This is a genomic window from Portibacter lacus, from assembly GCF_021533215.1.
Lineage (GTDB): Bacteria > Bacteroidota > Bacteroidia > Chitinophagales > Saprospiraceae > Portibacter > Portibacter lacus.
This window is the reverse complement of record NZ_JAJNKA010000012.1, coordinates 161,543-176,572: the sequence shown is the minus strand read 5'-3', so window position 1 is coordinate 176,572 and position 15,030 is coordinate 161,543. Positions and strand designations below refer to the sequence as shown.

Annotated in this window: 13 protein-coding genes; 7 read left to right on the top strand and 6 right to left on the bottom strand. The window is 34.3% G+C overall.

All coding sequences use genetic code 11. From position 1 onward, the window contains the following. Positions 1-5 precede the first annotated feature (5 nt). Both L2586_RS18760 and L2586_RS18755 read right to left on the bottom strand, forming a co-directional pair. Positions 6-236 (bottom strand): hypothetical protein, encoded by a 231-nt coding sequence (locus tag L2586_RS18760; RefSeq protein ID WP_235294482.1) that lies wholly within the window; start codon positions 234-236, stop codon positions 6-8. A gap of 62 nt (positions 237-298) precedes the next feature. Further along, the gene (locus L2586_RS18755) at positions 299-1,348 is read right to left on the bottom strand and encodes a M42 family metallopeptidase (protein ID WP_235294481.1); all 1,050 of its coding nucleotides are present in this window, start codon (positions 1,346-1,348) and stop codon (positions 299-301) included. A gap of 274 nt (positions 1,349-1,622) precedes the next feature. On the opposite strand from L2586_RS18755, the gene L2586_RS18750 reads away from it, so the two are divergent. The 3 genes from L2586_RS18750 to hpt all read left to right on the top strand — a co-directional run bounded on the left by L2586_RS18750 (position 1,623) and on the right by hpt (position 5,290). Then, positions 1,623-3,089: an oligosaccharide flippase family protein gene (locus L2586_RS18750; protein ID WP_235294480.1), complete on the top strand. Its 1,467-nt coding sequence runs from the start codon at positions 1,623-1,625 to the stop codon at positions 3,087-3,089. A 288-nt stretch (positions 3,090-3,377) separates the two neighbouring features. After that, on the top strand, positions 3,378-4,763 hold the full coding sequence (locus L2586_RS18745; protein ID WP_235294479.1) for a M28 family peptidase: 1,386 nt from the start codon (positions 3,378-3,380) through the stop codon (positions 4,761-4,763). Further along, entirely contained in the window at positions 4,760-5,290 is a 531-nt protein-coding gene (gene hpt, locus L2586_RS18740) for a hypoxanthine phosphoribosyltransferase (protein ID WP_235294478.1), read from the top strand. Before L2586_RS18745 ends, hpt begins: the two co-directional genes overlap by 4 nt. Positions 5,291-5,320: 30 nt before the next feature. Here the strand turns inward: hpt and L2586_RS18735 are convergent, their stop codons facing one another. Beyond that, positions 5,321-5,815, bottom strand: a complete 495-nt coding sequence (locus L2586_RS18735; RefSeq protein WP_235294477.1) for a hypothetical protein — start codon at positions 5,813-5,815, stop codon at positions 5,321-5,323. A gap of 2 nt (positions 5,816-5,817) precedes the next feature. After that, the gene (locus L2586_RS18730; protein ID WP_235294476.1) at positions 5,818-7,962 is read right to left on the bottom strand and encodes a S9 family peptidase; all 2,145 of its coding nucleotides are present in this window, start codon (positions 7,960-7,962) and stop codon (positions 5,818-5,820) included. Positions 7,963-8,160: 198 nt separating this feature from the next. Here L2586_RS18730 and L2586_RS18725 point away from each other — a divergent pair, with 198 nt between their 5' ends. Further along, complete coding sequence (locus L2586_RS18725) at positions 8,161-8,829, top strand: DJ-1/PfpI family protein (RefSeq protein ID WP_394804421.1); 669 nt, start codon at positions 8,161-8,163, stop codon at positions 8,827-8,829. A gap of 436 nt (positions 8,830-9,265) precedes the next feature. Here the strand turns inward: L2586_RS18725 and L2586_RS18720 are convergent, their stop codons facing one another. Both L2586_RS18720 and L2586_RS18715 read right to left on the bottom strand, forming a co-directional pair. Continuing rightward, positions 9,266-9,595: a thioredoxin family protein gene (locus L2586_RS18720; protein ID WP_235294474.1), complete on the bottom strand. Its 330-nt coding sequence runs from the start codon at positions 9,593-9,595 to the stop codon at positions 9,266-9,268. Positions 9,596-9,599: 4 nt separating this feature from the next. After that, positions 9,600-11,297 (bottom strand): sigma-54 interaction domain-containing protein, encoded by a 1,698-nt coding sequence (locus tag L2586_RS18715; RefSeq protein WP_235294473.1) that lies wholly within the window; start codon positions 11,295-11,297, stop codon positions 9,600-9,602. 175 nt (positions 11,298-11,472) lie between these two features. Between L2586_RS18715 and L2586_RS18710 the strand changes: the two genes are divergently transcribed. From L2586_RS18710 to L2586_RS18700, 3 genes are all read left to right on the top strand, one after another. Next, complete coding sequence (locus tag L2586_RS18710) at positions 11,473-13,701, top strand: ATP-binding protein (RefSeq protein WP_235294472.1); 2,229 nt, start codon at positions 11,473-11,475, stop codon at positions 13,699-13,701. Between the two features lie 109 nt (positions 13,702-13,810). After that, positions 13,811-14,344 carry a response regulator gene (locus L2586_RS18705; RefSeq protein ID WP_235294471.1) on the top strand — a complete coding sequence of 178 codons (534 nt, stop codon included), beginning with the start codon at positions 13,811-13,813 and terminating at the stop codon, positions 14,342-14,344. Next, complete coding sequence (locus tag L2586_RS18700) at positions 14,334-14,912, top strand: heme oxygenase-like domain-containing protein (RefSeq protein ID WP_235294470.1); 579 nt, start codon at positions 14,334-14,336, stop codon at positions 14,910-14,912. The genes L2586_RS18705 and L2586_RS18700 overlap by 11 nt, the downstream gene beginning before the upstream one ends. Positions 14,913-15,030: the final 118 nt, after the last annotated feature.

Sequence of the window (15,030 nt, the reverse complement as noted above, 5' to 3'; positions counted from 1 at the left end):
TCTAGCTATAATGCTTCGAACTCTTGTCGCTTATCCATAAACCATTGCTGCATTTTATCAGGAGTTTGCATCAATTTCTGCATTTCATCCATTGCCTTGAGATGCGCTTCATCTTTTTTCTGAAACATTTCCATTCCATGTTGCTTACTCATCTCTGCTATTTCTTCAAAAGTCTCAGCTTGAAACTCAAGATCACAAGCACCACCTAGCTGATTACAAGTCATTGTTTTCTTCATCTTCTATGTTTTATATATACTCATTAAGCAATTCAAATTTTCAAGTGGTGTGCCTAAAATATTTATTTGAATGACCAGTCGTAATCTTCTATTTCTAGTAAGGCCGCGACAAGCAAGTCTATACAATTTCGAATGTCGCCTTTATGTGCCATTTCAATTACTTGGTGTAAATTTCTCGTAGGAATAGATATTGCTCCCGCAATAGATCCACCAGGAGATGAACGTTGTAATCCAGCGGTATCTGTTCCACCAGCCGGAAGAATTTCAGGTTGCCATTTGATAGCATGCTCATTCGCTGTTTTCTTCAAGAACGAAACCATCCTATGATCACAAATTGTAGCACCGTCTAATATCTTTATCGCCGCGCCACTTCCCAAACTTGTAATTTTCTCCTCAGGCTTAGCACCCGGCAGGTCAAATGCGATCGTCGTATCTAATGCTATTCCAAAATCAGGATTAACTCCAGATGAAGAAGTAATCGCTCCTCTAAGTCCTACTTCTTCTTGCACCGTAAATGCTGCAACAAGATCATAAGGGATCTCCTTATTCTTTAATTCTTTAAGTGCTTCTATTAGAATGTAAACGGAAACTCTATTATCGATTGACTTCGAATTTACACAATCTCCCATCTCTATTAAAGATCTTTCTCTGGTTATAGGGCTTCCTATCTCCACTATTTCTTTAACCTTTTCTGCAGGTAATCCAGTGTCCACAAAATACTCCGTGATGCCCACCATTTTCTTTCTTTCCTCCTGAGTCATTACGTGGATTGGCTTACATCCCATCACTCCGATTACGTCTTCTTTTCCGTGAACGATAACACGCTGAGCAGTTAACGTTTTCGGATCAAATCCTCCTAGCGTATGAAATCTAATAAATCCTTCATCGTCTATGTACTTCGTTATAAAGGCAATTTCATCCATATGAGCAGCGACCATCACTTTTTTATCACCGCTTCCTTTCTTAACCGCAAGCACATTCCCCATTGGGTCTATGGTAACCTCATCGACAAGGTCTTTAACTTGTTCTATAACAAAGTTTCTAATTCTATCTTCATAGCCAGGAGCTCCAGGTATTTCACAAGTTTTGCTTAATAAGCTAACATCAATCATTCTGTATCTTTTACATTGAGCCCGAATTTAGTACAAAAAAGTAAAAAAACACGGATTGTAATTACAATTAACACGGAATATACTTCGGATAATACATTCATCCAGACAAATAATAAAGGATCGCGAACGAATGTTCCCTTTTATCTACTTTTAGTCCAGCAAAAAAATTAGCGTGTATTTCATAATTTATATTCATTTTTAAAAATGTCAATAACGATGCATTCATTTTATAGTCCACGTTTAATGTATCTTTGTTTTCTTTATTATTAGAACTATGTCGCAGGTTAAAAAATTAGCAGGAGAAACGGTAATCTATGGTCTCGGAAGTATCCTCCCTAAAGTATTAAACTTCTTGCTTTTAGCACCTTATTTAACAAGGGTATTAGACAAGGAGAATTTTGGGATCCATGGGATTTTATATGCCTATGTAGCCTTACTCATCAGTCTATTTACACTAAGATTAGAAACGGCTTATTTCCGATTTGCAACACTGGAGAAGGATAGTAAGAATGCATATGCTTCTGGATTTACAACCATTCTAATTTTTTCTACGCTATGTGCTTTCCTCATCTTTATGAATGCTCAAGTCATTGCTTCTTGGCTTACAGGACCAGAAGATGCTAGATATATCAGGTGGTTTTCATTAATACTGCTATTCGATGCGCTGGCTGCACTTCCATTTGCAAGGTTAAGACTTGAAAATAAAGCCATCAAATTTTCAGCCATTAAGATTATAAATGTACTCGTATCCGCTGTTCTAATCCTTTCGTATTTATCTGTTTTTCCTGCCCTGGAAAATCCAGGAGTACTTCAGGGCTTTCCATTTTACTACTCCGTCGGAAGAGAATTGGATTATGTTTTTCTTGCCAATTTAGTAGCAAGTATTGTTGTGCTCGTACTTCTTCTACCCCAATTAATCAAAGTTCGTTTGCATATAGATAAAGCATTAATGAAAAAGATGCTTATGTACTCCATACCCTTAATATTAGTCGGAATCGCTGCAGCAATCAATCAAGTTTTCGATCGTGTATTTGTGTCGCAATTGCTTCCAAGTGCAGATGCATTAGAGACTTCCGGGGCTTATAATGGCGCCGCCAAAGTTGCTGTCATCATGAGTTTGTTCGCCACTGCTTTCAATTATGCAGCGGAGCCGTTTTTCTTCAAAAGTTTCAAGGATAAAGACTCGACTCAATTGTATGCCTATGTTCTTAAAGCATTCACTATTGCTGGTTTAGTAGTATTTCTCACGATAGCTATCTTTCTCGATCAAGCCATGCTTCTTATTGGCAAAGATTATAGAGGTGTCTCAGATATCGTTCCTATATTACTAATGGCCTACCTTTTCTTAGGTATCTACTATAACATTTCCATATGGTATAAGCTCAAAGACAAAACCTACATGGGGGCACTCATTGCAATAACCGGTGCCATCATCACGATCATGTGTAATGTGATTTTAATTCCAAAGATTGGCTACATAGGTGCTGCATGGTCTGCATTGATTTGCTATATTTTCATGTGCATTTTCGCTTACACTTCTGGAAAGAGAAATCTTGCCATTCCTTATGATATAAAGAATCTATCCATATACTTCTTGCTTGCTATCAGTTTCTATTTCATAAGCCTTTGGATAGGGCAAAGTGGACTTCATTCTATCGCTCAATTAGTATTAAAAGGATTATTGGTTATTGCATTTATGGCCTATGCATTTATTAAGGATAGGCAATTGCTAAAACTATAAGGATCCTAGATTTTTTGAATTCTTTTTTGTTTGTAATTTGATCATCTGGTCATTTTTTTAATTAGGAATAAGCCTCCTTTATATGTTACTATTCCATTTTTATTAGATGTCAAAAGTCTAGTGCTGCTTCTTGATACCACAGTTTTAAATGCTGCCCGTTTAACATTGACATAGAAACAAAAAGAAGTAAAAAAGTAAGATATTTCATACAGGGAATATACATATCCCTCTGCAAGACCAAGTAATCTTTATTAAGTTTCTTTATATTGGCATCAAATAACTACCAATATGTCTAAGAACTTTTTTTCAACGTGTTTTATCATTCTATTAACCTTTTCTTTAAATGCCCAAACAGAGTCTGATGCATTTACCATTAAAAAAATATATGAAACTGCATTAACAGAAAGCAATGCTTATGTGTGGTTAACGCACTTAAGTGAAAACATAGGAGGAAGGCTTGCCGGCTCACCTAATTCTAGCAAAGCTGAAGATTACACACAAAGGATTCTCGATTCACTAGGTGTCAATTCTTCATTTAGACAAGAATGCACGACCAATTGGTGGCACAGGAAAAAGGAATCTGAGGTTAATATGTATCTTTCTCCTAATGTGAAAGTGCAACTTACTTCTACTTCGCTAGGGAATACGATCGGCACGAATAATAAAGAAATCAAAGCTAATGTCATCGAAGTTCACGGATTAAACGAACTGAAGAAACTTGGAGAAGACGAAATAGCTGGAAAAATCGTATTCTTTAATCGACCGATGGATGCCAAATTAGTAAATAGCTTTAATGCTTATGGTGGTGCTGTAGATCAGCGTGTGTTCGGTGCTGCAAGAGCGGCGGAATTCGGTGCAGTTGCTGTGCTTGTGCGTTCTATGACTAATAAATTAGACGATGTACCTCATACTGGGACTAGTATATATGAAGATGGAATTAACAAAATTCCTTCCATTGCCATTAGCACAATGGCAGCAAACCTGCTCAGCGAAACTTTGGTTTCAAGCCCTGATATAATGGTTGGCCTTTCGAATGATAATGAAACAGTGCCTAATCAGAAGAATTATAACATTATCGGTGAATGGAAGGGTTCTGAGTTTCCTGATCAAATCATAGTTGTCGGCGGTCACTTAGATTCGTGGGATCTTGCGGGAGGAGCGCATGATGATGGTGCGGGTTGTGTTCAATCGATGGCAGTAGTCGAAATATTTAAGAAAATGAATTATCAGCCAAAACACACGATCCGAGTTGTTCTATTTGCAAATGAAGAAAATGGACTAGTAGGTGGCCAAGAGTACGCTAAACTCGCAAAAGAAAATGGTGAAAATCATATCGCTGCAATAGAGTCTGACGCAGGTGGATTTTCTCCTAGAGGATTTAGTGCAGATGGGTTAAGTTCTTTCTTTGATGCGAAATTCAAGAAGGTTTCTGATTGGTTTAATCTACTTGAACCATACGGTGTTTCGCTTTCGAAAGGTGGATCAGGTGCAGATATCTCTCCATTAAAAGATCAGGGTCCACTATTGTTCGGGCTAAGACCTGACTCGCAGCGCTACTTCGACTATCATCATACGCCAGATGATCATATAGAAGCCGTGAATAAAAGAGAATTAAACTTAGGAAGTGCAGCAATGGCTTCTCTTATTTTCTTAATTGATCAATACGGAATATGATTAAAATCCAAGATTTAGAGTTTGAAGCATTTATCGACAGAGAAGCCATTAATGATCGGATCGGTGAAATAGGCTATGAATTAACTAAGAAATATAAAGATGAAAATCCTATTTTCTTAGGCATGCTAAGTGGAGCATTTGTATTTATGGCAGATATCATCAGAGCTTTTGATGGAGACTGTGAAGTCACTTTTGTAAAGTACTATTCTTATGACGGCGTCAAGTCAACTGGAAAGCTGAATGAAGTGATCGGTGTGGATGACAGCATCCGAGGCAGAACTGTGATTCTAATAGAAGATATCGTAGACACTGGAAACACTTTGCATGAATTTCTTCCTAAGGTCTTTGCGAAGGAACCTAAAACCGTGGAAGTCGTTAGTCTTCTTGTCAAACCTTCAGCGCTACAACATGATATAACAGTTCACCAAACTGGATTCGAAATAGAAGATGTTTTCGTTGTTGGATACGGTCTAGACTATAATGGACTAGGCAGAAACCTGCAAGCTATCTATCGAAAAAGAGATTGATTTTCCGTACGGTGCATTTCTTGAAGAATACTATATTTCTCTGACAAAATAATACGAAGTTCCTTTACCACCGACTCCTGTTTCTTCCACTTTTATCTTATCGTTCCCTATTTTCATATAGGAGATGTGCTTTGGATAACTTTGGTTGGGATTGGTAAATTTGGGGGCATCAAAATTTGTATTAGACATTTTATATTCCACTCTATTAGCATTCCGTTGTCCCTTTTCTTTAGTAGAAAAAAAGATTCCATCTTTTCTACCTTCTAATGCTAATACTCCTTGTATGACCGCCTGTTCTTTATTATTTAGGGTGACTTTCATGCCACCGAAATAACTATTTTCTTTTTTAGACCATAGCGCTAATTCGCCTGTATCTTCTCTCTTCCACTTTCCAAGCATCCAGTCTAATTCTGAAAGCTCTGTACCTTGGTTGGTTGTTTTTTTCGGGGTTTCGGCCTCTGTTGTTTTTTCTCCGCAAGCCATCAGACTCATCAAAAAAACAAAAAGGCCTATTCTCAATATCATATTTATAAATTATTATATAAAAAATTTGTCATCATTGTGTACAGATGTAATCGGGCATTATCTCCATAGATACCATGATTTCTGCTCGGGTAATAAAAACTTTCAAATTGCTTATTAGCCCTTATTAACGCATTAACCATCTCTGAAGATTGCTGAAAATGAACATTATCATCGGCAATTCCGTGAATAATTAAATACTTTCCTTTTAGTTGATCTGCAAAATAAACAGGAGAATTATCCAGATATCCCTTCGCATTATCCTTTTCGGTCCTCATATAACGTTCTGTATAAACAGAATCGTACCATCTCCAAGAAGTAACTGGAGCAACTGCAATCGCAGCTTTGAAAACATCGTTCCCTTTTAATAGACACGAAGTCGACATGTACCCTCCATAACTCCAGCCAAAAATTCCTATTCTTTTTGCATCCGTATAATCTAAACTACCCAAATACTTTGCCGCTTCTATCTGATCTATCGTTTCGTACTTACCAAGTTGGAGATATGTCATTTTTCTAAACTCCTCCCCTCTAGCTCCTGTACCCCGATTATCTACACTTGCGACCACATATCCTTGCTGAGCAAGTAATTGGAACCACCAGTAATTCTGGCCTTTCCATGAATCTGTAACTGTCTGCGATCCAGGACCACCATAGAGAGTCATAAATACTGGATACTTTTTCTTAGGATTGAAATTTGCTGGCTTGATAATCCAGCCATTCAAGCTCACATCCTCACTTGTTTTGAAATTAAAAAACTCAACATTAACTACGCCAGTTCTTTTCATCTTCTGAACTAATGCTTCATTCTCTTCTAAAGTTCTTACTTTTTCTCCTGCCTGATTGAAGATCCTGATTGTTGTAGGGGAGTTAATCGTAGAATGTCTCAATACATAATGGTCAAAATTGCTACTGAATTGAACAGAACTTGTTCCTTTCTCCCCTGCGATTAAGCGGCTTTTCTTTCCATCCAAACTCACTGCATACACCTCACTTTCTAATGGATTCTTTTTCGCGGCTTGGTAGTAAACTTCTTTTCGATGCTCATCTACACCATAAAATCTAGATACATCATATTCTCCCGGCGTGAGATTAACTTTCTCCTTTCCTTTTAAATCATAAATAAATAACTGGGAATATCCATTTTTCTCACTGGACCATATAAATTCTTTTCCATTCTTCAGGAAAGTTAAGTCATCATGAATTCTGATATAATACTTGTTTTTTTCCGCTAGCAGAACAGATGCTTTTCCAGTCTGTGGATCAGCTGCTAATAATTCTAAGTGATTCTGAAGTCTATTGATCTTGAATACGATCATTTGCTCGCTAGAAGGCAACCACTTGAATCTAGGAAGATAGTATTCTCCTTCGTCACCCACTTGAACCTTTGTAGTTTTTTTTAGGTCAATGTTATAGATATGAGCACTAACAAAGGCATTTTTTTCTCCGACTTTGGGATATTTGAATGTTTCATAAGTTGGGTAAAGGTCTGCAACATCTTTCTGAATAGTGAATTCCTTCACTTCCTTTTCATCAAACTTAAGAAAGCCAATTTTTTTACTATCTGGCGACCAATCGAACGCCTGAGACATACTGAATTCTTCTTCATAAACCCAGTCCGCGGAACCATTAATTATCTCATTCCACTTACCGTCTTGCGTAATCTGAATTGCTGTTTTACTTCCGATTTTTTTTACGAATAAGTTATTATCTAAAGTATAGGCTACATGTGTTTCATCCGGAGAAACCGTAGCATAACCTATTTTCGATTCTGGATGCACTCTACTGATCTGCTTTGTTTTGCGATTATAGATATAATAATCAGCTTTGCTTGACCTTCTGTAGATGCTTTCAACATTGACCTTATAAATAATCAAATTTTCCGAAACTGAGAATTCATATCCTGAAAGTCTTTCATCATTTTCGAATATCGTTTCTACGAACTCACCGCTAGAAAAATCATACTTATTGATCTTGTTCGATTCAAGTCTTGTGTAGTGCTCTCCGTCTTTTAAAAAATTAAATCCTGGAATATTCGCCTCGTAATATTCACCGGAAGACCATAAATCCTCAAGTGTTATGGCTTTCTGACCATTCATTTGTAAAGCAAAAAAGGATGCAAATAGAAAAAAGAAAGTAAGTTTATACATATTGAAAAATTAATTAAAGATTCGTGGTTTATTAACTTTGTTAAATCATTTCACCATGCAAGATAATTACTATGATTATAAATATTACATATATTCATAATACTTGAAATTACATTACGAATTCAGCTTAACAAATTAAAGCCTACAAAAATGAAGCCTCTATTTTATGTCAAAATACTCACTATCGTATTTATTCTAATGAATTCATGTACTTCTAGTCATAAGACAGACATAGAATTAAACGATGAATGGTATAATGTAGGCATATTGATAATGGACGGTGTTTATAATACGGAATTGACTGCACCTTATGACATCTTCCAGCACACTAGGTTTCGAGATGGGATAAAAGCAATGAATGTTTTCACTATTGCTGACACGGATCAACCGATTAAAACTTTCGAAGGGATGTACATCCTGCCCGATTTCAACTATCTAAAAAACTATCCCCACATTGATATATTAGTAGTGCCCAGTGCAGAGCATCATTTGGATTCAGATCTAGAAAATAAGGTGATGATTGATTTTGTAAAAGAAGTAGGCGAAAAAGCAGAATTTATAACATCTCATTGTGATGGCGCATTTGTATTAGCGAAGGCTGGATTGCTAGATGGTCTTAAGTCTACAACCTTTCCTTCAGACATCGATGAATACGAAAAAATGTTCCCAGAATTAGATGTAGTTAGCGATGTTTTATTTGTACATGATGGAAAAGCGATTACATCAGCTGGAGGGGCTAAATCATTCGAAGCTGCACTTTATCTTTCTGAGTTGTTGTATGGAGAAGAAATAGCGGCTTCCTTGGCTAAAGGATTAGTCATTGACTGGGATTTATCTAAAGTGCCACGCTTAGTTGAATCTAGGTAATTAAACTCAACTGTCAAATTGCACAATTTTCTTTTCTTTCTGACATATGAAAGTATCGATAAGATGAAAAAGATAAAAAAAGAGAGTGTTAGAAAAAATGAGAGGCATTTAGCAAATAATGTGGTATTGAAATATAAAAGCATTGCACAAAAAGTAGTAAGTAAAGCGTAAAAAGTCATCCATCTTTTCATTGTATTTTTGTTTTTTTATCTAATTGAATTTATACTAGATTTGTTCGTCCTGGATTAGTAAGATGTCCTAATCTTTTGATTGCATATAGCATTCCTATTGATTAATTTTTATTGAAAAGTAAACTGGCTTTAATATTTGACCTTTCCTACTTAACCTTTACAAACAAATTTCGTCGAGGAATTAAAATGGAAATGCGTTTTGGAGATGTTCGATGTAGGGCTCGGAAGTGGATGAGAAATCTGTGCTATGAATTCTTAGCCAATGCTTGTAAAACCATTGACTTAGAAAAAAGACCCTCGTATCTATATTTTAATTCATTATTGATAAGCAACATACAAGTCGGTACCTTTTTTATCCGATATTTTCTTGCTAAATTTTCTTCTTGGTCTATATCAATTTTTACTAACTTAATATTTTTGGCTTCCTTTCTAATTTTTTTTGTTATAATTTCAGTCATAGAAGATGTACTGGACCATTCCGCATCAAATACAAGTAAAATAGGATTGTTTTCTTGTTTCATATACAATGAAATCAATTCATTAGGAGCATGTATATTTTCATTAATATTATTCAAAATTTCAGTTCATAAATTTTCTAGGATTAATATTAAGCTTTTTTATTCTAGAAGTAAGAGTCTTACTATTTAATTTCAATAATTCTGAAGCAGAATTAGTTCCAGAAACCTTCCCATTTGTATATTTTAAAGCTTTAATTATATGATTCCTTTCAGCTTCTTCAAGCGTAAGAAATTCAAATTCTGCATGCTTTTTCTTACTGGGACTACCTTTAAAAGTGTTCAATAACAATACTTCTCCATAAGATGAGATTACTGACCTTTCTATTATATTTTCTAATTCTCGCACATTTCCTGGAAATTCGTATTGTTCTAGTAACTTAATATCTTGCTCTCTAATTCTTTTTACTTCCCTTCCTGTCTTTTTGTTCGCCTTTATAATAAAATGATTTGTTAATAAAGGAATGTCTTCTTTTCTTTCCCTTAAAGGTAAATTAAAAATGGGGAAAACATTTAATCGATAATAAAGATCTTCTCTAAACTTCTTTTCCTTAATTAATTTTTTCAAATTCCTGTTTGTTGCGGCGATGATTCTTACATCAACTTTAATTGGATTCGGATTGCCTAATCTTTCTATTTCACCTTCCTGCAAAACACGTAATAACTTAGCTTGCATTTCATAAGGCATTTCTCCGATTTCGTCTAAAAATATCGTCCCCTTATGTGCTAATTCGAATTTGCCTATTCTAGTTTCTTTAGCATCTGTGAAGGAACCTTTCTCGTGTCCAAAAAGGATACTTTCTATTAAATTTTCAGGAATTGTGGCACAATTAACTTTAATAATTATCTCCTCTGCTCTATCACTTAGTTTATATAATGTATTGCATAACATTTCTTTCCCAGTTCCTGTTTCACCCGTAATTAAAACAGTTGAACTCGTATCTGCTACAGTGGCAACTTGCCTTAGAACTTCTTTATATTTAGGAGACTGAGTTACAATATCATCTAAAGAAAACTGAGCAATACTATCCTCTATCATTATTTCTTTATTGCTAGAAATAACTTCTTCCAATCTATTTAATTCTACCATTGCCTCTTTCAACGGTTCATCAAAATGTGTGCCTTTTTCAGAAAAATGAAATTCAAGTCTAAATCTCTTTTGTAAAGAATTACTTGAGATAAAAAATATCCTACTATAACCTTCTTTTAATCCAGCATTAGTCCTCATTATCATTCTAATAACATACTCCTTGTCGTCTTGGTAACCTTTTACGCAATCGGCAATAGGCCCAGAATCAGGTTCTAAGAAAAGATCTGTAACATTCGTCGAATTAGGATTATACTTTTCTGCCTCTCTATTTTTAAAGCCCACTATTCCATTTTCGCAAAAGTATATTACAGGGTTAGGTGAGTCTCGATCATAATTAATATCATTGTTTTCATAGGATGTAACTGCTTCCTTAGACTTTACCTCTTTATCATCAATGATATAATAGATCGTAAAGTTTTCAAAATTAAGATATTTAACTAAGCAATTTTTCGCATTAAAGCCACCTTCTAGATAGCTCGTTTCTAACATTTGAAAATCCTCAGTTTTCACTTGATGTATTTCTTTCCATTTTAAGAAACTAAATTCAGGGTTTATTTCAAATATGGTATAGGAACTAGCTTTGTCCAATTTCAGAAAATCATACAGTTCATCGCTAATATAGATTGCCTCACCGTTGCTATTGAAAATACAATAAGTAGGGGAAATCGACAAGGAAGCATTCCTTACTAGTGGTAATATGTTTGTAAACTTTAGAATAATCTATAAAATTGATTCAATAAATAAACTAAATAAAAAGAAAATAAATTATGAAATGTAGAATTTCCAACTACTTTTGTTAAGAACGAACTCTACTCCCTTCGCTTAAAAGGGTAAGAATAAGTAAACAATGCGAAGTAACCAAGAGCAACCCTACTATAATCAACCATATGACATCAAAAATTGTGATGCGGAACCTATTCGATCAATAAGTAGGATTCAATCTTATGGGATTTTACTTGTCACAGATATAGAAATGACCAAGTGGTTTCATGTCTCTGAAAATGTTTATGAAGAATTAAAATCAACTTCCTTAACTCAATTTTTACTAAAATTTCTAAGTCCTAGTGAACTGCAAGATTTAACCAGTGAAAATGCTTGGAAACCAAAAAGTATTAATCTAAATAAGAAGTCATACTTGTTAATTAAGCATAAAGATGGTGGCCTCATCTATTTAGAATTCGAACTTGAAGCAAAACCCTCTGAACACGAATTTAACGAGGCGCTACAATCCTCGATCTTATCAATTTCCAACTCCCCAGATCTAAATATTTTTCTAGATCAGGTATTAGAGGAGGTATATAAAATAACTGATTATGAGCATATCATGATATATGAATTTGATCAGGAATTTAATGGTCTGGTTATTAGAGAACGTAGGGCAGATCATCGGCCATCATATTTAGGATTAAAATTTCCTGCAAGCGATATTCCTGAACAAGCTAGGGCGCTTTATTTTGAGGAATCAATTAGAACCATCGCTGATGTTAATGCAGAGCAATTAATTATTCGTAATAATAATAAGGAAACCCCAGAACAAGGAATTAACTTATCAAAAGTCCATGTTAGAGGTGTCTCTCCGATACATTTAGAATATCTTAAAAATATAGGTGTTACTGCATCATTTAGTGTTGCGATAGTTCTTGAGAATCAATTGTGGGGATTAATAGCTTGTCATCATACCAAAGCAAATCTAATAGATTTCAAAAAACGGAATTCGCTTAAATTTCTATCAAATTTCATTTCAAGTAATTTGAAAAATCTTAATAGGGAAGAAATTAGGACAAAAAAATTAACCGCAACAGTAAACCAACAAGAGATTTTATTCAACCTTTTAGATTCCAAAAATCTAGTGCATAGTTTGATTGAAAATAAACCTAATCTACTTGACATAATTAATGCCAAAGGAATATATTTGAAAAGTCAAGACACATCGAAAGGAAGTAATCATTTAATTTCACAAGAAAAATTAGATGGTTTAGTTAATTGGTTGAATGAAAAAGAATCTTTCGATGTATTAGCTTATAATAAGAGTATAACTGTACTTCCAACGGAAATTTATGATGATAAAATGGCAGGAATTCTTGTTATTCAACTTTCAGAAAATACTAAAGATTACATTATATTTTTTAGGGAAGCCCAAGAATTAGAAATAAAATGGGCTGGAAATCCGAATAAAACAAAAACGTTTGATAAAGAAAAAGGTCGTTTAACACCTCGGAAATCATTCGAAAAATGGATAGGAAAAACTAAAAACACTGCTGTTCCATGGAGCGATGAGGACATTGAATTAGCACATCTCATTAAGTCCGAAATTCGAGAGCTTTTATACAGAAAATTTACAGAATTAACTATCTTAAATAAAGAACTTGATAATGCCTATAAAAGTTTAGAAAGTTTCACCTATACCGTAAGTCATGATCTAAAATCACCCCTTAGAGCAATAGAAGGATTTACTCAAATATTAGCTGAAGATTATCAAGATAAAATGGACGAACATGGGCTGCAACTCTTAGGCATGATCAGCAATGGCGTGGATAGAATGAAACAATTCATAGAGGATATTTTAAGTTTTTCAAAATTAAACAATGACGCGCTATTTTTTCATGAGATCAATCTTAAAAATTTTATTTTTGAAATCTGGAAAGACTTTGAAATTGGCGCTCCTCATGCACAATTAATAATTGCTGATCAATTACCAAAAGTTTATGGCGATTCTAGATTAATGCATCAAATTTTTTCTAATCTTATAAGTAACAGTATAAAATATGTCTCGAAAGGAGAATCACCGTTAATTCGAATTGATTGTGAAAAGGATGATAATTATTCTACATTTTATTATTCAGACAATGGGATTGGGATCCCAGTCAAATATCGAGAGAAAGTCTTCGAGCTTTTTAGAAGGTTAGTAAGTGATAATGAATATGAAGGAAGTGGAATAGGACTTTCTATTGTAAAGAAAGCTGTCGAAAGACATGGGGGCGAAATCAAAATAACTGATAAAAATGGGAATGGTAGCAAATTTATCATAACCCTTCCCACAAATAAAAAAACCCTGGATTTCTTAGATAGAAAGTAAGTAAGTAAGTATAGAGCACTAACACTTTTAAAAGTGTCGCATTATTTTTTATATGAAATATTATTTATTTTAGACAGAATAATAAATATCTTGCTTCATAATTAAGATCATGAACGACGAAATTATAAACATATTAATTATAGACGACACAAGTTCGGATAGAGAACTTATAAAAGCAAAGCTTAAGAAACATTTTCCGAATGCCACCTTCATTCTTGGTGAAGGACTTGCAGATTATAAAGAGCGAGTTACTTGGGTTAAACCGGATATCATCCTTTGCGATTATGAAATGAGAGATTGTAATGGACTAGATATTTTAATAGAATCACGAAAATCATGGAATGTTCCCTTTATCTTTGTAACTGGTGCGCTTAATAACGAGGAAAAAGTTGCTCAAACAATCCTTAAAGGAGCAAATGGTTATGTGCTAAAAGACAATATTCAAGACCTTTACAGAACTGTTTTTAATATCTTAGAAGAAGGTAAAGCTCAGATAAAAGCTGATCTTGATAAAAGTGAATACTTAAATCTCATCAGATTAAATGTGCAAAAAGCTAGCAGGAAATTAGAGTTAAACGCTCCTAAAGAACAAATACTTGAATGCCTCAAAATTATCGAAAACAATATCCAAAATGTCATCTAGTCCTATTCTAGACCTGCTAAGAGCGGCTACCATGCCAATTCACCAAAAACTTGATAATGGAGGCATCGGCAACAAAATCAGAAATAAAACTTTTGATTTAAAGGATTATCAAAATTGGCTCCTCGTTACTAGACAAACTAATCAAATGTTGTTTAGTGAAAAGATAAATTTTTCAGATTCGCAACTTTATCATTTTCTCGATTTTGATTTAGGATTAACTGAATTAGCTGAAGATATTCGTCTCAATTTTTTAAATTTAGAAATAGAAAAAACAGAATCATCTATTACACCTATCTCTGATCAATCCTATCATCCAGATTACCTTATCGCTCTTTTATATACTTTTTTAGGAAGTAGCTTAGGCTCCATGATGATTCTAAAATATGTAAGTCAAAATATACCAGAAGCTTCAACCATTTTTCTTGAAAAAATGTCGCACTTGCAACCTAGATGGAATGAATTCAAAAAAGAAATTCAATACTACCCTATGACCATTACAGATGAAGAGTTAAGCACTTACAGCAAACTAATTTTTGAACAAATATTTCAAATCCAATCCAACACTTAGTTATTGATTAAATATCATCAAATTCTCATATTTAATCAATATACCCCTTGGCACATCTTCGTAACTCACTAAATATCAACTACTTAAAAAATTGGCACAAACTTGGTTAATGGGATTG